The organism is Micromonospora parathelypteridis, from assembly GCF_014201145.1.
Classification (GTDB): domain Bacteria; phylum Actinomycetota; class Actinomycetes; order Mycobacteriales; family Micromonosporaceae; genus Micromonospora; species Micromonospora parathelypteridis.
In genome coordinates this window covers 2,672,314-2,689,959 of record NZ_JACHDP010000001.1, presented here as the reverse complement: position 1 = coordinate 2,689,959, position 17,646 = coordinate 2,672,314, and the positions used below count along the sequence as shown (strand labels likewise).

At 71.7% G+C, this 17,646-nt stretch carries 23 protein-coding genes; 17 read left to right on the top strand and 6 right to left on the bottom strand.

Features of this window, described 5'->3' with window-relative positions; all coding sequences use genetic code 11:
• Positions 1–142: 142 nt before the first annotated feature.
• Positions 143–862 carry a winged helix-turn-helix transcriptional regulator gene (locus HNR20_RS11945; RefSeq protein WP_184188346.1) on the bottom strand — a complete coding sequence of 240 codons (720 nt, stop codon included), beginning with the start codon at positions 860–862 and terminating at the stop codon, positions 143–145.
• A 241-nt stretch (positions 863–1,103) separates the two neighbouring features.
• On the opposite strand from HNR20_RS11945, the gene HNR20_RS11940 reads away from it, so the two are divergent.
• The 7 genes from HNR20_RS11940 (at position 1,104) to HNR20_RS11915 (ending at position 5,864) form a co-directional block, all read left to right on the top strand.
• On the top strand, positions 1,104–2,162 hold the full coding sequence (locus tag HNR20_RS11940) for a hypothetical protein (protein ID WP_184179065.1): 1,059 nt from the start codon (positions 1,104–1,106) through the stop codon (positions 2,160–2,162).
• A gap of 105 nt (positions 2,163–2,267) precedes the next feature.
• Positions 2,268–3,056 (top strand): LmeA family phospholipid-binding protein, encoded by a 789-nt coding sequence (locus HNR20_RS11935; RefSeq protein ID WP_184179063.1) that lies wholly within the window; start codon positions 2,268–2,270, stop codon positions 3,054–3,056.
• A 93-nt stretch (positions 3,057–3,149) separates the two neighbouring features.
• Positions 3,150–3,227 carry an Ms5788A family Cys-rich leader peptide gene (locus HNR20_RS32880; RefSeq protein WP_310503780.1) on the top strand — a complete coding sequence of 26 codons (78 nt, stop codon included), beginning with the start codon at positions 3,150–3,152 and terminating at the stop codon, positions 3,225–3,227.
• A gap of 206 nt (positions 3,228–3,433) precedes the next feature.
• Positions 3,434–4,282, top strand: a complete 849-nt coding sequence (locus HNR20_RS11930) for a sulfurtransferase (RefSeq protein ID WP_184179061.1) — start codon at positions 3,434–3,436, stop codon at positions 4,280–4,282.
• Positions 4,283–4,284: 2 nt separating this feature from the next.
• On the top strand, positions 4,285–4,605 hold the full coding sequence (locus tag HNR20_RS11925; RefSeq protein WP_184179059.1) for a DUF1416 domain-containing protein: 321 nt from the start codon (positions 4,285–4,287) through the stop codon (positions 4,603–4,605).
• Between the two features lie 170 nt (positions 4,606–4,775).
• Positions 4,776–4,988: a hypothetical protein gene (locus HNR20_RS32285; protein ID WP_373291013.1), complete on the top strand. Its 213-nt coding sequence runs from the start codon at positions 4,776–4,778 to the stop codon at positions 4,986–4,988.
• A 12-nt stretch (positions 4,989–5,000) separates the two neighbouring features.
• A complete protein-coding gene (locus HNR20_RS11915; RefSeq protein WP_229687093.1) occupies positions 5,001–5,864 on the top strand; it encodes a hypothetical protein in 864 nt (287 codons plus the stop codon).
• 18 nt (positions 5,865–5,882) lie between these two features.
• Here HNR20_RS11915 and HNR20_RS11910 read toward each other — a convergent pair whose 3' ends face one another.
• The 3 genes from HNR20_RS11910 to HNR20_RS11900 form a co-directional block, all read right to left on the bottom strand.
• Complete coding sequence (locus HNR20_RS11910; protein ID WP_184179058.1) at positions 5,883–7,937, bottom strand: amylo-alpha-1,6-glucosidase; 2,055 nt, start codon at positions 7,935–7,937, stop codon at positions 5,883–5,885.
• Positions 7,934–8,314 (bottom strand): SCP2 sterol-binding domain-containing protein, encoded by a 381-nt coding sequence (locus HNR20_RS11905; protein WP_184179056.1) that lies wholly within the window; start codon positions 8,312–8,314, stop codon positions 7,934–7,936. Before HNR20_RS11905 ends, HNR20_RS11910 begins: the two co-directional genes overlap by 4 nt.
• Positions 8,315–8,392: 78 nt before the next feature.
• Positions 8,393–8,767: a DsrE family protein gene (locus HNR20_RS11900; RefSeq protein ID WP_184179054.1), complete on the bottom strand. Its 375-nt coding sequence runs from the start codon at positions 8,765–8,767 to the stop codon at positions 8,393–8,395.
• 12 nt (positions 8,768–8,779) lie between these two features.
• Between HNR20_RS11900 and mtfM the strand changes: the two genes are divergently transcribed.
• Both mtfM and HNR20_RS11895 read left to right on the top strand, forming a co-directional pair.
• Positions 8,780–8,884: a small membrane protein MtfM gene (gene mtfM / locus HNR20_RS32680; RefSeq protein WP_030327764.1), complete on the top strand. Its 105-nt coding sequence runs from the start codon at positions 8,780–8,782 to the stop codon at positions 8,882–8,884.
• A 55-nt stretch (positions 8,885–8,939) separates the two neighbouring features.
• A complete protein-coding gene (locus HNR20_RS11895) occupies positions 8,940–9,527 on the top strand; it encodes a heme-binding beta-barrel domain-containing protein (RefSeq protein WP_184179052.1) in 588 nt (195 codons plus the stop codon).
• Here HNR20_RS11895 and HNR20_RS11890 read toward each other — a convergent pair whose 3' ends face one another.
• Positions 9,528–10,406 carry an aminotransferase class IV gene (locus tag HNR20_RS11890; protein ID WP_229687092.1) on the bottom strand — a complete coding sequence of 293 codons (879 nt, stop codon included), beginning with the start codon at positions 10,404–10,406 and terminating at the stop codon, positions 9,528–9,530.
• A 93-nt stretch (positions 10,407–10,499) separates the two neighbouring features.
• On the opposite strand from HNR20_RS11890, the gene HNR20_RS11885 reads away from it, so the two are divergent.
• The 4 genes from HNR20_RS11885 (at position 10,500) to HNR20_RS11870 (ending at position 13,918) form a co-directional block, all read left to right on the top strand.
• Positions 10,500–10,904 carry a Fur family transcriptional regulator gene (locus HNR20_RS11885; protein ID WP_184188339.1) on the top strand — a complete coding sequence of 135 codons (405 nt, stop codon included), beginning with the start codon at positions 10,500–10,502 and terminating at the stop codon, positions 10,902–10,904.
• Positions 10,901–12,013, top strand: coding sequence for a CAF17-like 4Fe-4S cluster assembly/insertion protein YgfZ (ygfZ, locus tag HNR20_RS11880; protein ID WP_184179050.1), 1,113 nt, complete (start codon positions 10,901–10,903; stop codon positions 12,011–12,013). Before HNR20_RS11885 ends, ygfZ begins: the two co-directional genes overlap by 4 nt.
• A 23-nt stretch (positions 12,014–12,036) precedes the next feature.
• Positions 12,037–12,864, top strand: coding sequence for a beta-keto acid cleavage family enzyme (locus HNR20_RS11875; RefSeq protein ID WP_184179048.1), 828 nt, complete (start codon positions 12,037–12,039; stop codon positions 12,862–12,864).
• A gap of 94 nt (positions 12,865–12,958) precedes the next feature.
• Positions 12,959–13,918, top strand: coding sequence for an asparaginase (locus tag HNR20_RS11870; RefSeq protein WP_184179046.1), 960 nt, complete (start codon positions 12,959–12,961; stop codon positions 13,916–13,918).
• Positions 13,919–14,137: 219 nt separating this feature from the next.
• On the opposite strand, the gene HNR20_RS11865 is transcribed toward HNR20_RS11870, so the two are convergent.
• Positions 14,138–14,935, bottom strand: coding sequence for an alpha/beta fold hydrolase (locus HNR20_RS11865; protein WP_184179044.1), 798 nt, complete (start codon positions 14,933–14,935; stop codon positions 14,138–14,140).
• Positions 14,936–15,046: 111 nt separating this feature from the next.
• On the opposite strand from HNR20_RS11865, the gene HNR20_RS11860 reads away from it, so the two are divergent.
• The 4 genes from HNR20_RS11860 to HNR20_RS11845 all read left to right on the top strand — a co-directional run bounded on the left by HNR20_RS11860 (position 15,047) and on the right by HNR20_RS11845 (position 17,644).
• On the top strand, positions 15,047–15,652 hold the full coding sequence (locus tag HNR20_RS11860) for a helix-turn-helix domain-containing protein (RefSeq protein WP_184179042.1): 606 nt from the start codon (positions 15,047–15,049) through the stop codon (positions 15,650–15,652).
• Positions 15,649–16,374, top strand: coding sequence for a hypothetical protein (locus HNR20_RS11855; protein WP_184179040.1), 726 nt, complete (start codon positions 15,649–15,651; stop codon positions 16,372–16,374). The genes HNR20_RS11860 and HNR20_RS11855 overlap by 4 nt, the downstream gene beginning before the upstream one ends.
• 71 nt (positions 16,375–16,445) lie before the next feature.
• Positions 16,446–16,760, top strand: a complete 315-nt coding sequence (locus HNR20_RS11850) for a DUF2516 family protein (RefSeq protein WP_088950380.1) — start codon at positions 16,446–16,448, stop codon at positions 16,758–16,760.
• A complete protein-coding gene (locus tag HNR20_RS11845) occupies positions 16,757–17,644 on the top strand; it encodes an alpha/beta fold hydrolase (RefSeq protein ID WP_184179038.1) in 888 nt (295 codons plus the stop codon). The genes HNR20_RS11850 and HNR20_RS11845 overlap by 4 nt, the downstream gene beginning before the upstream one ends.
• Positions 17,645–17,646 lie beyond the last annotated feature (2 nt).

Sequence of the window (17,646 nt, the reverse complement as noted above, 5' to 3'; positions counted from 1 at the left end):
TTGGCCGCTCAGGGCGGTCCGTCGCCCCCGTGGTCACTGCGCGCACCGTCGCCCCTTTCTCCGACAAACCCGGCAGTCAGAATAGGACTGCCAAGCTGCGCAAAAAGGGCATATGGGAAATCGCTAGGAGCGACCGCGCGAATCAGACCGGCAGGGGCGCGTGCTCCGCCTCGGCCAGCGACCGCGACGGCGGCACGACGAACTTGTAGCCGACCTGGCGAACGGTGCCGATCATCGACTCGTACTCCGAGCCGAGCTTGGCGCGTAGTCGCCGGACGTGCACGTCCACTGTGCGGGTGCCGCCGAAGTAGTCGTAGCCCCAGACCTCGCGCAGGAGCTGGTCCCGGGTGAACACCCGACCCGGGTGCTGGGCCAGGAACTTCAGCAGCTCGAACTCCTTGTAGGTGAGGTCGAGCGGGCGACCCTTGAGCTTGGCCGCGTACGTGTCCGGGTCGATGGTCAGCTCGCCGGCCCGGATCGAGCCGCCCGCGCCGGCGGTCGCGTTGCTCAGTCGGCCCACCGCCAGTCGCAGCCGTGCCTCGACCTCGGCGGGGCCGGCGGAGGCGAGGATGACGTCGTCGACGCCCCAGTCGGCGTTCAGCGCGATCAGGCCGGCCTCGGTCACCACCGCGACCAGCGGCACGCCGAGCCCGGTGGCGTGCAGCATTCGGCAGGTCGCGCGGGCCTCGCTCAACTCGGACCGGGCGTCCACCATCACCGCGTCCGGGCTGGGGCCGGCGACAAGAGTGCGGACGTCGCGCGGCGCGGTGCGGACCGAGTGCGGCAGCAGGTCGAGTGCCGGCAGCACTGCCGACGGTTCGCCTGCGCGCGCGGTCACCAGCAACAGGATCTCCACGATCACCTCCGTCCCGGCGGCGCGGGGCCGCACGCGACCAGACACACTCACGGTGGAGTGCGCTGAGAAATTGCGTGGTCCCGGCGTCGCTGACGGGCGGGTAACGCGTTGAGCCTAACCGATCGCCTCGGCCGCGCAGTCAGGCCATTTCCCGTTTGTCTAGCTTGCCCCTGATCGTGGCATAGATTTTAACGTTGCTGAAACCCGTGACCACCGCGCCGGGCGGTCGGTCTGGCACGATCGGGTCGTGTTTCCCTCCACCTCGCCCGAGGCGGGCCGCGAATCGTGGCCCGCTGGGCCCCACCCGGGTCCGGCCGCCGCACCGACCCGCGGCCACCCGCCCGCCCCGCGTACCGGTCCGGCACCCGCCGACGGCGATCGTCGCGAACGGGGTGGGCCTCGTCGTGCCCGTCGTGCCGGCGAGCCGGCTCGCCGATCCGAGGATGAGGTCGACGAGCCGGAGGAGGAGGTCGTACCCCCGGTCGAGGTGCGTCGCCAACTGGCGGTGACCATCGCCGGCTTCGCCGCGCTGCTCGGCGTCGGCCTGGTGCTCGGCGCGCAGACGTCGGGCCCCGGTCACCGGCTGCCGTTCGCCTTCATCATCTTCGGTGTCCAGTTGCTGTTCGTGCTCGCCTGGACGATGGCCATGCGACCGCCCGCGCTGCTGGTCGTCGCCGGGATCAGCGCCGCGGTCGCGGCGCTCGCGGACATCGCCGCGGTGCAGACCGACATCGCCGGCCTGGCCCCGCTGGGCTACCTGGCCGTCGGCGGGTTCCTCGCCGCGGTGCTCGGCCAGTTGGTCCGCCGGGTCGACCGGGTCCGGGTCACCGACTCACTCGGCGCGACGCTGCTCATCGTGGTCGGGGTGGTGGCCTTCGGCACCCTGATCGTGCTCAGCCGGATCCCGGCCGGCACCCAGGCGATCACGATCTGCCTGTCCGCGAGCGGTGTCGCGCTGACCGTCGCCCGGCTCACCGACGCCGTGCTGCCCTGGCCCCGGCTGGCTCCGCAGGTGCCCCGGGGCGCCGCTGGGGTGGTGGCCGGCGCGATGGTCGGCACGCTCACCAGCGCGCTGCTCGGCAGCTACCTGGTGGCTCCCTTCACGCCGACCCGGGCCGCCGTGATCGGCCTGGTCGCGGCGGTCACGGCCGTCCTCTCCGATCTCGCCGTGGGGTACGCCGAGGCGGGCCGCCTGATGGCCGGCGAACCGCCCACGATGTGGGTGGCCCGGCACATGCAGGGTCCGCTCGGTGGCTTCGCTCTCGCCGCGCCGGCCGCGTACGCCATGTGCATGCTCTTCCTCTGAAGGCACGGTTGAGCCCGGAGCCGGTCGGGTACCTATGGGTGCGCCGCGCTGCGGCACCGGCACGGACGACCCGTCGCACCTCGGCGGGCGGAGACAGGAGGCGGCGTGGCGCAGGAGTATCCGGCGAGTGAGGTCCGGCCCCGGCGGCGTGGTCGCAAGCTGCTCATCGGGTTGTTCGTTCTGCTCCTGCTGCTGGCGGGGTTGCTGGTGGTCGCGGACCGGGTAGCGGTCGGGGTGGCCGAGCGGACCATTGCCGACCGCGTCAGCCAGGAGGTCGCCAAGCAGGGCGCGCAGTCCACCAGGCCCGACGTGGAAGTGGCCGGAATTCCGTTCCTCACCCAGGTGCTCGACGGCCGCTACGAACGGATCACCATCAAGCTGCGGGACGTGCAGGCCTCGGTCGAGGGCGGCGCGGTGCAGTTGCCGGTGCTGGACGTGGATGCTCGCAACGTGCGTGCCTCGCTGGACACTCTGCGCAGCGGCCAGGGGGATGTCGTCGCGGACACCGTCAAGGGCACCGGCACGATCAGCTACGACAGTCTCGCGGCACTGCTGAAGCGGCCCGGGCTCACCCTCGGCGAGCAGAACGGCAAGCTGGCCGTCACGGCCCCGGCCGACATCCTCGGTCAGAAGCTCACCATCAGCGGCACCGCCGACGTCACCGTCGCCGACAACGGCGCCGTCGCCCTGCGGTTCAACGACCTGGACGCCGCGGGTCTGCCGAACCTGCCGCTGGCCCGCGCCTTCCTGAGCAACTACGCGAAGAGCATCTCCATCGACGTACCCCTGCCCGACCTGCCGTTCCAGCTCGCCGTCCGGGAGGTTCGACCACTGCCGGAAGGGTTGGCGGTCACCGCCGACGCGAAGAACGTACCCATCAATTCCGCTGGCTGAGGTGCGACGCCGGTCCGGCCGGCGGGCCGGGTCATTCCCGGATGGTGGTCGGCCCAGTGGCAGCACGGTCACCGGCTGGTAGGCTCCCTGCCCATGGGGACCCACCTCACCAAACGGCGCGCGGTCGACCTGTGCCGCGTGGCCACCTGCCTGTGTCGCCCCGTCATCTGACGGCGGGGCTGTCTCCGGCCGCCTGACGGCGGCCACCGGCACAGGGTTCTCGCACCTTCCGGTGAACCCACCGAACGACCGGCAGCGGCGCCGTCGCACGAACCCGTGATCCCGTCCTTCCGCTGGGTCCCGCGCGTGGTGCGACAGCTACACCCATCGATACTCGCGCGTTGGCTCACCATCCATCCTCACCAGGGAGTGATTCGATGAGTCGCGACACCGCACTCGTTTCGGCCGAGTGGGCCGAGAAGAACCTCGGCGCCCCGGGCGTCGTCTTCGTCGAGGTCGACGAGGACACCTCGGCCTACGACACCGGCCACATCGCTGGCGCCATCAAGATTGACTGGAAGACCGACCTGCAGGACCAGGTCCGCCGGGACTTCGTCAACAAGACCCAGTTCGAGGCGTTGCTCTCCGAGCGGGGCATCAGCAACGACGACACCGTCATCCTCTACGGCGGTAACAACAACTGGTTCGCCGCGTACGCGTACTGGTACTTCAAGCTCTACGGGCACGGCGACGTGAAGCTGCTCGACGGCGGTCGCAAGAAGTGGGAGCTGGATGCTCGCCCGCTGGTCACCGACGCGGTGTCCCGCCCGGCGACGCAGTACGTCGCGCAGGAGCCGGACAGCTCCATCCGGGCCTTCCGCGACGAGGTGGTCGCTGCGATCGGCACCAAGAACCTGGTCGACGTGCGCAGCCCCGACGAGTTCGCCGGCCGGTTGCTCGCCCCCGCCCACCTGCCGCAGGAGCAGGCGCAGCGGGCCGGTCACATCCCCACCGCGATCAGCGTCCCGTGGTCGAAGGCGGCCAACGAGGACGGCACCTTCCGGTCCGACGACGAGCTGCGCCGGATCTACGGCGACGCGGGGCTCGACGACGGCAAGGAGACCATCGCCTACTGCCGCATCGGTGAGCGCTCCTCGCACACCTGGTTCGTGCTGCAGGAGCTGCTGGGCCACCGCAACGTCAAGAACTACGACGGTTCCTGGACCGAGTACGGCTCGCTGGTCGGCGTGCCGGTCGCGCTCGGCGACGAACCCGGGGAGGTCTGATCATGACTCTTCCCATCGCCGCGGGTTGCGCCGCACCGGATCAGGCCGCGCCGCTGCCGGCCAGCCTCGACCTGGAGAAGGAAACCGTGATCACCGGCATCGTCCGCTCCGCTGAGGACGAGCCGGTGCCGGGCGCGTACGTCCGGCTGCTCGACTCGACCGGTGAGTTCACCGCCGAGGTGGTGACCTCGGCGGCCGGCCAGTTCCGGTTCTTCGCCGCGCCGGGCACCTGGACGCTTCGGGCGCTGTCCCGGCACGGCAACGGCGACACGGCCGTCACCGCAGGCCGGGGTGTCAACGAGGTTGGCGTCACTGTCGCCTGACCCACTGCTCTGATCGACGAGGGCCGGTTACCCGCACGGGTGGCCGGCCCTCGTCGTTCCGCAGGTTCGGGCGGTGTGTCAGTCGGGGGCGGCCATGCAGGCCTCCGAAAGGCATCGGCATGCGTCACTATTTATGGGTGGAGATCACGGTTGGTGCGGGTGGCGGTGGCGTGTCTGACGAAGAAGTTTCGATCGTGTTCTGCGTCAGCGCGGATGCCTCGGTGCTTGAGCGGGTGCTGCGACAGCTCGACGGGGCCGGTTCGGTGGTGAGCTGCGCCGACCTGACCCAGCTGCGGGCGATACTGTTCCCGCCCTCGGGTGGCTCGACGCCGCCGGTCCGCATCCCGCCCTCCTCCGCCGCCGGGCCACCGGACCGCCCGTGACACCATGGCCGGGTGAGCGGTGCTGTCCAGACGGGTTGGGCTTCTTCGGCCGGTCCCGCCGCGCCGGCGCCGGTCCGGTCGTGGCGGCGCTGGCTGCTGGCCGCGACCGCGGCCTGGGTCGTGTTGCTGGCCCTGCTCGCCTGGATGTCGGTCCGCAACGACCCGCCGACCGTGCGCGAGCAACGTACCCTCGGCCAGGCCGGCCCGGTGGTCGACCGGGCAATCGGCGAGCTTTCCCGGGCCGCCGGCGCAGCCGGTCTGCTGGAGCTGAGTCCGGCGCGGGTCGCGTCGGGCTGCCGAGTCACCCCGTTCGCCGACGGAGCAAGGCTGCGGCGTGAGGTCGGCGTGCTCGCGCCCACCGGCACCGAGCGGGCCGTGCTGGCCGGCATCGCCGAGCGGCTTCCGACGAGTTGGCGGGCCGGGGTCGGGCCCGGGGTGGACGGCCCCGAGCTGCACGCCGACGCCGGGGAGTTCGTGGCCGTCGAGGGGCGGCCGACCGTGGACGGTCGGGTGCGACTGATCGTCGACACCGGGTGTCGGCCGGTCGGCTCGGGTTACACGACAGCCCCGGCGACCGATGCCGGCCCGGAAGCTGCCGCCCTGACCGCCGCGCTGCGGGCGCTCGGCCGGCCGAGCGACGCGGCACCGGAGCTGGTCACCGCGCCCTGCCCGGGCGGCGGGCTGGCCCGCACCGCGCGGGCCGCGGACGGCCCCGGCCAGGCCGCGTCGACCGAGGCCCTCGCCCCGCTGGCCGGCGAGGCCCCACTGCTGGACAAACCCCCGGTGTACGCGTACCGCACCGGCGCGGTCACGGTGCTGGCGGAGCTCAGCCCGGATGCCACCAGACTGGCCGCCACCGTCGGCTGCCCGGACTGAGCCGGGCGTGTCCTCGGGTCAGCCGTCGCGCGGCTGATCCTCCGGGCCACGGCTGCGACCCAACGCGTCGACCATGCCCCACCGGCCGGGGATGTCCAGCAGCTCGACCCGGCCCATGCCCGGCGGCACGGCCGGGTCGATGATCAGGTGCTCGCCCTGCGGCTCCAACCCCAGGATCACCCGCAACAGCAGCAGCGGCGTACCGGTCGACCAGGCCTGCGGGCTGCACGCGGTCGGGTACTCCACCGGGTATTCGGTGAGGTCGTGGGCGTAACCGGCGAACGCCTCCGGCAGCCGCCCGCCGAAGAACTCGGACGCCGCCAGCATCGCGTCGCAGATCACCCCGGCCTCGTCCCGAAAGCCGTACCGCCACAAGCCCCAGGTGATGATCGAGTTGTCGAAGGGCCACACGGTGCCGACGTGGTAGCCGATTGGGTTGTACCGCCCCTCGTCCTCGGCGAGCGTCCGCACTCCCCATCCGGAGAACAGGCGTGGCCCGAGCAGGTGTTCGACCACCTTGGCGGCGCGGGACTCGTCCACAATGCCGCTCCACAGCAGGTGCCCGATGTTCGAGGTCAGAGCGTCCACCTGCCGGCCGTCGGCGTCCAGTGCCAGCGCGTAGTACCCGCGGTCGTCGATCCAGAAGTCGCGGTCGAACCGATGCTTGAGATCGGCGGCCTCCCGCTCCAGCTTGTCGGCGTACTCCGGGTCGTTCCAGAAGGTCCGGGCCAGTCGGGCCGCCCGGATCTTCGCGTCGTACGCGTAGCCCTGCAGTTCGCAGGTCGCCCGGGGGAAGCTGGGCAGTTGGCCGTCGGCGTACGAGATGCCGTCCCAGGAGTCCTTCCAGCACTGGTTCTGCAGACCGGTCTCCGGGTTGCGGGTCTGGTACCAGAGGTAGCCGGTGCCGAGCAGGTCACCGTAGGTGTCGATCCATTCCAGTGCCGCGCGGACCTGCGGCTCCAGCCGGCGGACCAGCGCGGCGTCGCCGGTCCAGCGCTCGTACTCGTCGATCAGGATGATGAACAGTGGCGTGGAGTCGGCCGACCCGTAGTACGGCGAGTGCGGCTGTTCCTCGAAGCCGGCGGTCTCCCCGTACCGCAGCTCGTGCAGGATCTTGCCGGGCTCCTCGTCCCGGAAGTCGTCCACCCGGTGCCCCTGCAGTCCGGCCAGCATCAGGATGGTCGGCGGGACCAACTCCGGTAGGAACGGCAGCACCTGCAACGAGGTGATGATGCTGTCCCGGCCGAACAGCGTCATGAACCAGGGCAGCCCCGCGGCGATCAGCCGCACGCCCAGGGCGATCGACTCGTAGCGCAGAGCGGCCAGGTCGTCGAGGCTGCGCCGGTACGCCCCGGCCAGCGGCTGGCAGTCGCAACCGAGCTTCGGCGCCCGGTCGATCAGTTCCTGCTGCTCGGCCCGGATCGCGTCCGCGCTGCGGCTGCCCCCGTACGGCAGGGTGGCCCGGATGTCCTCACCACGCGCCCCGTAGACGACGCTGGACACGTGTAGCCGGGTGGTCCACTTGCTGTTGCGGGCGATCCGGATCCGGAAGGTCATCCCGGTGGCGTCGACCTGCGCCGGCGTGGTCGTCTTGACCAGCGTCTCCCGGTGGAACGCCTCCCGGCGGTAGGTCAGCCGCAGCTCGTCCGCAGAGACCGAGACCGTCGTCCGACCGCGCTTCTCCCGGGGGTGCTTGATCTCGAAGAGGTCGGCGAAGTCGGCCCCGATCTCGACCCGGACGGTGAACTCGACCTCCGCACCGGTGTGGTTCAGCACGGTCAGCTCCTCCTCGAAGCTGCCCACGATCGCCCGGCTGCGGATCACCGATGCCTTCGCGTCCAGATAGTGCGTGGGTTCACCGGGCGCGAGGAAGAACTTGGTGCGGTACGACTCGGTGTCGTCGACGGAGAGGGCGTGCAGCCGCTCTCCGTCCAGGGTGAGCACCCACCTGGACAGGAATCGGGTGTCGAAGGAGAACAACCCGGTGGGGATCTCGTAGGACGGCTCGATGTCCCCCCGCCGGTCGCTGACCAGGAAGGTGTTGCCGTCCAGAATGCTGACGAGTTCCTTCACACCGGTCGTCCGGCTGCTCTGCGGGCCGTTTCCCGGGGGTCGCGGGTGCCGGGCGGGTTCGGGAAGAACCGGCGGAAGGCGAGGAAGAGCACCACGTTCCCGCTGAACGTGCTCTCGTTGCGCAGTACCGCCGCGACACCCTGGGCCTCGCCGGTGATCAGTCGGTCGAAGAGGCCCGAGCTGCTGTACCAGATGGCGTCGGCCGGTCCACGCTCGCGGCTGACCTGCACCGACCCGGGTCGCATCCGAACCAGCCAGTGCTCGGTCCGGTGGTCGCTGCCGAGGTCGATCTGGAGGGTTCCGTCGGTCAGACCACCCAGGAGGTCAGGGGCGCGCGACGGCAGTGATTCGAAGAATCTCTCCGTCGCCTCGGTCACACCCGAATCGTAGGCAGCTGTCCGAGATGTCGGGTCGGTATCGGCACTCCGCTCGAATCGACCGACCGCGCCGGGTGATCAGTAGACCAGCGCCTGCGCGCCCTCGGCCATCGCCTCCTCGACGAAGACCGCGGCACCCGCGATCCGAACACCGGGCAGTACGTCGTCCGGGCCGATCTCCCGTCGGGCCGCGCACTGGGTGCAGGCGGTCACCTGGCCGCTGGTCAGGATGACGTGCAACAACTCGGCCAGCGGTGCGGAGTGCGGCAGCTCGAACTGCTGGGCGCGACCGGGTAGCGCGAACCAGGTGGACTCACCGGTCAGCCAGAGCGACACGTCCACTCCGGCCGCGACCGCCGTCGCGGCGACCGTGAATGCCTGCGCACACCGCTCCGGGGCGTCCGCCCCCGCGGTGACCTTGACGACGAGAGTGCGGGCCATGTGGCCCAGCATAGGATGGTCGGGATGGTTACCGAGATCGGGTTTGTCAGCCTGCTGGTCGCTGGCCTGGGCGGGCTCGCCGGTGGCCTCGTCTACCTGGCCGTACGCATTTCGAGAGGACGTTGGTGAGCGCGAGGAGTGAGCTGGGCTTGCGAGCCCCGCAGCCGCGGACGAAGGTGGCAGGGTGAGTGAGAATCCGCTGCAGCCGCCGTGGCTGAACGCGCCGCCGGTCGAGGAGTACCCGTTCGAGGAGAGTCACGACCTGCGGGTCGGACCGAAGCTGCACCCGGCGCTGGATGCGCTGCTGCCCTACATCGGCCTGTGGCGTGGCCGGGGCAAGGGCGGTTTCCCCACCATCGAGGATTTCGACTACGCGCAGGAGATCCGGATCAGCCACGACGGCCGACCGTTCCTGCACTACGAGTCCCGTGCCTGGATCCTTGACGAGCAGAGCAAGCCGGTCCGTCCGGCCGGTCGTGAGGTCGGCTGGTGGCGGCCGGTGCTGGTGGACGGCCGGGCAACCGATGAGCTGGAGGCGCTGCTCACCACCCCGTCGGGGGTGATGGAGTTGCACCTGGGCAAGCGCACCGGCACCCAGGTCGAGTTCGCCACCGACGCGGTGATCCGGACTCCGACCGCCAAGGAGGTCACCGGCGGGCACCGGCTCTTCGGCATCGTCGAGGGCGCGCTGCTCTATGCCCAGGAGATGGCCGCCATGGGGCACGGGCTGAGCCCGCACCTCTCCGCTCGGCTGGTCCGGGTCGGCGGCTGACTAGACGGGGAAACCCAGCAGGGCCTGCAGGGCGGGGGTGCGGGGGCAGCGGGCCCGGCGCACCCCGTCCAGCGTGTGGACCTCGGCGGCCCCGCGTACCGACGAGGTGAACCACACGCCGTCCGCCGCGTGCAGGTCGGCCTTGGTGACCATCCGCTCGGCGGCGCCGAGGCCCAGCTCGGCGGCGTGGGCGAGCAGCCACGCCACGGTCGTGCCGGCAAGGATTCCGGTGGTGGCGGCCGGCACCGTGCAGAGCGTGCCGTGGGTGAGCCACACCACGTTGGCCCAGGGGCCCTCCAGGGCGTAGCCGTCGGAGGAGATCCAGAGCACGTCGTCCACGCTGGCTCGGTCGGCCCAGCGGCGAGCCGCGCTGTTGACCGCGTACGACGTGGATTTGATCCCGGCCGGCAGCCAGCTCAGCCCGTTCCGGGCGTCGGCGGGCACCCCCAGCGGCAACGTGGCCACACTGATCCCGTTCCGTCGGGCGGCCCGGGAGGACGCCGGCACCTCGGCCAGGGTGGCGTAGACCGTCGGCGGGCCGCCGGCTTCCGGGCCCCGCGTGCAGACCAGCCGAAGCGCCCCTTCCACCTGCGCTGGCCAGCCTTCACGTACCTCGTCGAGCAGGTCGATCAGCGCGGCGGTGGGAGGCAGGGCCAGCTCGACGGCACTGGCCGCCGCGACCAGGCGGGCCAGGTGTTCGTCGAGCAGCCACGGCCGGCCCTGACGCAGGTGCATGGTCTCGAAGAGGCCGTCGCCGCGGAGCACGCCGAGGTCGTCACCACGGAGCACGGGGTCTCCGGCAGGCACCGGGCCGCGCCCGAGAACGACGATCCGCGCGGTCGGGTCGGCCGCGACCTTCCCGATGGGCGGCATCACCATGACCGTCGAGCGTAGCGGCGGTCGATCGCGGTGCGCGGACCGGCATGGCGGCCGAACTATGATCGGACGGTGTCCGAATCCTCCCTCGCGGAAATGCTGCGGGCCCGTGGGCTGCGGCTGACGGCCCAGCGGCAGCTCGTCCTTCAGGCGGTGCTCGATCTGGGGCACGCCAGCCCGGAGCAGGTGCACACCGCCGTCCGGGAGGTCGCCGCCGGCGTCAACATCACCACCATCTATCGCACGCTGGAGCTGCTGGAACGGCTCGGCCTGGTCACCCACACGCACCTGTCGCACGGCTCACCGACCTACCACGCGGCGGGTGAGCACCAGCACGTCCATCTGGTCTGCCGGGAATGCGGAGCGATCGACGAGATCGATCCGGAGCTGCTCCGCCCGCTCGCCGACGAGTTGGTCGCGCAGCGGGGGTTCCGGGTGGATATCGGGCATGTGTCACTCTTCGGCGTCTGCGTACGCTGCGAGAACGGGGACGAGAAATGATCGACATCGCGGGTGCGGTAGCCGTCGAGAGCATCGACGAGGCGAGCCGCGACCAGCCGGATCCGGCGCACGTCACGGCCGGGGTGCGGGGGGTGGCCGCGCACTACGGCGACCCGCTGCGCGAGCAGCGCATCCTCGACACCGAGGTCGGCCTGGTCGACAGGTCACACCGAGGGGTCATCGCGGTGTCCGGGGAAGAGCGGGCCAGTTGGCTGCACACGATCACGTCGCAGCACCTGACCACGCTGGCCGCCAACGAGGGCACCGAACTGCTGGTGCTGTCCCCGCACGGCCACGTCGAGCAGCACGCCCTGGTCGCGGAGGACGGCGAGACCGCCTGGCTGGACACCGAGCCGGGGGCGACCGAGGGTCTCCTGAGCTACCTGGAGAGGATGCGGTTCTTCAGCAAGGTCGACCCGCGCGACGCGACCGCCGAGCGGGCGCTGCTGTCGCTGGTCGGGCCGGCGGCGACGGACGCGCTGGGCACACTCGGCGTGACCGGGCTCGCCGCACCGGACCTGGTCGCGGTGCCGGGTCCGAAGTTCCCGCACGGTGCCGTCCCACTCCGGGCGAGCGTTCGGTACGACGTGCGACCGCTGCCGATCGGCGGCTGGGCCCGGCGCGGCATGCTCGGGGTGGACCTGTTGGTGCCGCGATCGGCGATGGAGCAGGTGGTGGCGGAGCTGCGCGGCGCCGGCGTGCCGGTCGCGGGGCTCTGGGCGTACGAGGCGATCCGGGTGGCCGCTCGGCAGCCCCGGGTCGGGGTGGACACCGACCACCGGACCATCCCGGCCGAGGTCGACCTGATCGCCCCGGCGGTGCATCTCGACAAGGGTTGCTACCGGGGGCAGGAGACGGTGGCCCGGGTGCACAACATGGGCCGGCCGCCGCGTCGCCTGGTGCTGCTGCACCTGGACGGCGTGACCACCGATCAGCCGCCGACGGCCGGTACGCCGGTGACCCTCGACGGCCGGGCGGTTGGCTTTGTCGGCACCGCCGTGCTGCACCACGAGCTGGGTCAGGTCGCCCTCGCGGTGGTGAAGCGCAACGTTCCGGACGACGCCGCGCTGATGATCGGGGAGACCGCGGCGGCGATCGACCCGTCCTGAACGGGCCGTCTAGGATCGCCGGCATGACGACAGGGACGTTGATCACGGTGGCCCCGACCGGCGCGGAGTCGGCCAAGGCGGAGGTGCCGGCGCTGCCGGTGACCCTCGACGAGCTACTGCTCACCGCCAAGGAGTGCGAGGCGCTCGGCGCAGCCGTGATCCACGTCCACATCCGCGACGACGAGGCGCGGCCGACCCTCGACCCGGTGCGCCTCGCCGACACGGTGGCGGCGCTTCGGGAGAGCACCGACCTGATCGTGCAGCTCTCCTCCGGTGGCGCGGTGACCGATCCGGAGGCCGCCCGGCTCGCCGTGCTCGACGCCCGGCCGGACATGGCCTCCTGCACCATGGGCACTGTCAACTTCGGCGACGACGTCTTCCTCAACCGCTGGGAGTTCATCGTCGACCTGCACACCCGGATGCAGGAACGCGGGATCGTGCCGGAGTACGAGATCTTCGACCTCGGCCACCTGTCCGCGTTGCAGCGGTTGCTCGGCAGGTACGGGCTTCCGGCAGGCGGGCACGTGCACGTCGACTTCGTGATGGGTGTGCCGGGCGGAATGCCGGGCAACACCGAGACGCTTGTCGCGGCCCACCGGATGCTGCGGGACCTGCCCGAGGGCACGACCTTCTCGGCCACCGGTGTGGGCCGCAGCACCATCGCGGTGCTGCTGGCCGCGCTGTCGACGGGTGGGCACCTGCGGGTCGGCATGGAAGACACCGTGACGTACGCGAAGGGTCGCCCGGTGGAGTCCAACATGCAACTGGTCGCCCGTGCGGTCGGTTTCGCGCAGCTCGCGCAGCGCCCGCCGCTGACCACCACCGAGGCCCGCGAGTTGCTCGGGTTGTAAGGCCGGGTGTGTCCCACGCCCCTGTCACCCGGGCGGTGGACCACCTGGTCACCCCGCCGTCGGGCACCCCCGGACCGTCGGTACCGTCCAGCGCGTGACGAAGACGTACGAGGGCGGCGCGCCGCTCGCCGAGGTGGTCCGTTCCGGGTTCGTGGAGGGCGCGCACCGCGGCTCGGTGGTGGTGCTGGACGCCGCCGGTCTGCCGGTGGCCTCCGCCGGGGACGTGACCTCGCCGGTCTTTCCCCGTTCGGCCAGCAAGCCGATGCAGGCGATCGGGATGCTCCGTGCCGGCCTGGCGTTGACTGACCCGGCCGACCTGGCGTTGGTGTCGGCGAGCCACTCGGGTGAGGACTTCCACCTGGCCCGGGTCGGTGCGTTGTTGCAGCGTGCCGGCTTGGACGCAGAGGCGCTGCACTGCCCGCCCGACCTGCCGGTGGGCCTTGCGGCCCGGGAGGCGGTGCTGCGTGCCGGTGGCGGCCCCACCAGGGTGCAGATGAACTGCTCCGGCAAGCACAGCGGAATGCTGCTGACCTGCGAGGCCGCCGGTTGGCCGCTGGAGGGCTACTGGCGGCCGGAGCACCCGCTGCAGCAGCGGTTGCGAGCGGCGATCGAGGAGTTCACCGGCGAGCAGGCGGCGGCGGTGGGCGTGGACGGCTGTGGCGCCCCGGTGCTCGCCGTGTCGCTGACCGGCCTGGCCGGGGCGTACCTCCGGTTGGTCGACGCCGAGCCCGGCTCGGTGCCGCGCTCCGTGGCCGACGCCATGCGCGCGCACCCGGAGATCGTCGGTGGCACCCAGGCGGACGACACCCGGCTCATGCGTGGTGTGCCGGGTCTGCTGGCCAAGGTCGGTGCCGAGGGCGTGATCGCGGTGGCGCTGCCGGGCGTCGGCGCCGTCGCCTTGAAGATCGACGACGGCGCCGACCGCGCCCGGATGCCGGTGCTGGTCTCGGCTCTGCGCCGGCTCGGCGTGGACGCCCCGGTGCTGACCGAGTACGCGGAGGTGCCGCTCTTCGGCGGCGGCGTACCGGTCGGGGCGGTCCGCCCGCTCTGGTGACACCACCGGCCCACCGGGCGGTGGGTCCGGCCTCCCGACGCGGAGGCCAACTCCTTGTCGAGCGGTATACCTCACAGTCATAAATATGGCTGTGAGGTATACCGCTCGTCGTGGTGCCGGCCTCAACGCGGTGCCGGCCTCTTCGGGGGTGCCGGCTGCTTCGGAAGCACCGGCCTTTCGCGGCGGGGGCTGCCCCGGAGGCGGCGCGGCGCCGCGCGGTCAGCCCAGGAAGTCGAGCAGGGCGGCGTTGACCGGCTCCGGACGCTCCAGCGGCAGCAGGTGTCCGGCGTCCGGCACGTCGGGCAGTCGTACCGCGCCGGGGACCTCGGCGGCGATCCGGTCGGCGAGCCGAATGATGTCCGGCACGTCCGCGGCCCCGGCGGTGACCAGGACCGGCACCTTCAGCTCGCTGAGGCGACCGATTGCCGGCGGCGTCAGCTCGCCCACCTCGACCGCGCCGAGCGCCAGCTCGGCGGCGAGCGCGCGCTGGTCCATCTCCTGCGCGAACGCGATCAGCTCGGGGTCCACGTCCTCCGGCTGGCGGCCCGGGCCGACCACCCAGAACCGCACCTCACCGGCCGCACCGGCGACGAAGTCGTCGGGGTCGACCTCGCCGACCAGGTTGTCCCAGAGGTCGTTCGCCTCCTCGGACCACTCGTTGCCGGAGACCGCCGTGTCGAACAGCGCGAGCGCACTCACCCGGTCGGGGTGGGCAAGCGCGGTGTCGATGGCGACCGACCCGCCGAAGGAACAGCCGACCAGGGCGGCCCGGGGCAGGTCGAGCGCGTCCAGCAGCCCGACCACGTCGTCGTGGTGCGTGAACGGGGTCGGCGGCAGCTCCGAGTCTCCGTACCCGCGAAGGTCCGGAACGATCACCCGGTGTCGGGTGGCGAGCGCGGCCAGCTGTCCGTGCCACATCCGCCGGTCGGTGATGCCGGCGTGCAGCAGTACGACGGGCGAACCGGTACCGGCGTCGTCGTACGCGATGCTTGCTCCATTGACTGTGATCTTGTGCACGGCCGGACGGTACGGATCGCAGGAGCGGCGCGCAAACACGGCGTTGAGACGTTGCTAACTATGGCTAGCATTTTGCTTGCAAGAGCTAGCGGGCCGGGTTAGCGTCGCGTCATGGCCACACCGAAGGACCTTCCCGATGTCGGCGGGTTCATCCGCGATCTGCGGCGCAACGCCAAGATCTCGCTGAGGCAGCTCGCCGAGCAGGCGGGGGTCAGCAACCCGTACCTCAGTCAGATCGAACGCGGCCTGCGCAAGCCCAGCGCCGAGGTGCTCCAGCAACTGGCGAGCGCGCTGCGGGTCTCCACCCCGGCGATGTACCTGCGCGCCGGGTTGCTCGACGACAAGGAAGGCCACGGGGTGCTCGCCGCGATCGCCGTGGACGCCGACCTGACGATGGCCCAGAAGCAGTCGCTCAGCCAGATCTACGAGACGTTCCGCCGGGAGAACACCCGGCTCGCCGAGGCCCAGGCCGACGCCGAGGGCACCGGCACGGCCGGGGCGGCCACCCCGACCACCCCGACCGACGTCGCCGACCAGCCCGCCGACGTGGCCAACCTGGCCGCCACCGGCCCCACCACCGCAGGCGGCACCCCGACCGAGGCCGTGCTCGAGTCGGTTGCCGTCACCGAGGCGGGCACCGCTCCCGCCCCCAGCAGCACCAGCACCAACACCCCCGAGAAGAAGGCCGCCGAGGCGGCCGAAGAGGAGACGTCATGAGCGAGCCGAAGACCAACCGGATCCCCGCCCCGATCTACGCCGCCGCCGGCGCCGGTGAACTGGCCATCGAGCACCTGCGCAGGCTGCCGGCCGTGGTCGGCGTCCTCGGCACCCGGGTCGTCGCCGACCTGGGCGGTCGGGCCGTGTTGACCGGCTTCGAGCTGCGTCAGAAGGCCACCGAGACGCTGCGTACCGCCAATGAGACCGCAGGCACTCTGCGCGGCCGGGCGCAGGCCGAGCTGGACCTGACCAAGCTCCGCGAGTCGGCCGACCTGACCAAGCTGCGCGAGGCTGCCGACCTGGCCAAGCTGCGCGAGGTCGCGGACCTTGACAAGCTGCGCGCTGCCGCGACCCGCAACGCCGCCCTGGTGTTCGCGAGCGCCCAGGCCGCGCAGGAGCGGGCGTACGCCGCGTACGGCGCTCTGGTCGCCCGTGGTGAGCGGGTCGTCGGCGCCGGTGTGCTGGAGGCCGCCGAGACGGTCAACGCCGACATCGAGGCGACCCAGGCCGTGCCGCCGGCCACCACCCCGGCCGCCACCACCGCCCCGGTGGCTGCGACCCCGGTCGACGTGCCGACCCCGGCCGACGTGGCCGAGATCGCCGAGGCCAAGCCGGCCGCCGTCAAGAAGGCCGCCCGCGCGCCGAAGGCTCCGAAGCCGGCCGCGACCCCGTCGGCGAAGCTCCCCCGGGCCACCAAGCGGACCCGCCCGGCGGCCGAGTAGTTCGTCATGTCGACGACCCCGGCGGCGTCCTTGTCGGACGTAGCCGGGGTCCTCGACATAAGCTTGCCGGCATGGCCAACGCCGCGCCGATCTTCGCGTTCGAAGTCCGCTACGTGATCGAGCTGATCCTGCTCGTCTTCGCGCTGATCGTCCAGGGCGTCGCCCTGGTGCACGCGATCACCCAGCGCTCCGACGCTTTCCCCGCCATTGGCACTCTTCCGAAGGGCGGCTGGATCGCCATCCTCGCCGTCTGTCTCGTGCTGACGCTGCTCGGCTTCGGTCCGATCAGCCTCTTCGGACTGATCGGCATCGCCGCCGGTCTGATCTACCTCCTCGACGTTCGGGTCGGTCTGCGCGACCTGAGCGACGGCAAAGGGTTCTGGTGAGAGGTTTCCGCTGGCCACCTCCGCCGGACAGCGGGCCCCGCACCTGGGGGCCCGGCCCGGGTGGGCCACGCACCGGTCGACCGGCCCTGCCGGAGCCGGAGACCGAGTTGGTCACCACCCCGCACGGCGTACGGCTGGAGCGGTTGGTCACCGGCACCGGTGATCCGGTCACCGTCTTCGCGCACGGGCTGGGCAACGGCATCGCCACCACCCGCCCGTTCGGCAGCGGAGTGACCGGACGCAAGGTCTTCTTCCAGTTCCGCGGGCACGGCCGTTCCGAGGCTCCGGACGGGCCGTGGAACTACCTGGACCTGGCCCGGGATCTGCGCGCGATCGCGGACCTCGGCGGGGCCAGCCGGGCGTTCGGCGCGAGCCTCGGTGCGGGTGCCCTCTGCCGACTCCTGGCGGAGAGCCCGGAGCGTTTCGAGAAGTTGGTCTTCTTCCTGCCGGCGGTGCTCGACGAGCCGCGCGGGCCGGTCGCCCGCGAACGGATCACGGATCTGCTGGAGGCGGTGGAGAGCGGGGACGCCTCTGCGGTCGCGGATGTCGTCTCGCTGGAGATGCCCGCGGCGGTGCGCAACACCCCGGCCGGCTGGGCGTACCTGCGGCAGCGGCTCGACCAGCTGCTCCGCGACGGTCTCGCCGAAGGGCTGACCACCTTGCCGGAGCAGACGTCGCTGCGGGATATCAGTGATCTGGCGGCGGTCACCGCGCCGGCGCTGGTGATCGCCTGCGCGGGCGACGACCTGCACCCGGTCGAGGTCGCCGAGCGACTCGCCGCCGCGCTGCCCCAGGCCACCCTGCACGTGTACGACCGGCCCGGCGTCCTCTGGACGGAACGCGCCGATCTGCGGGACCGCATCTCCGGCTTCCTCAACGAGTAACG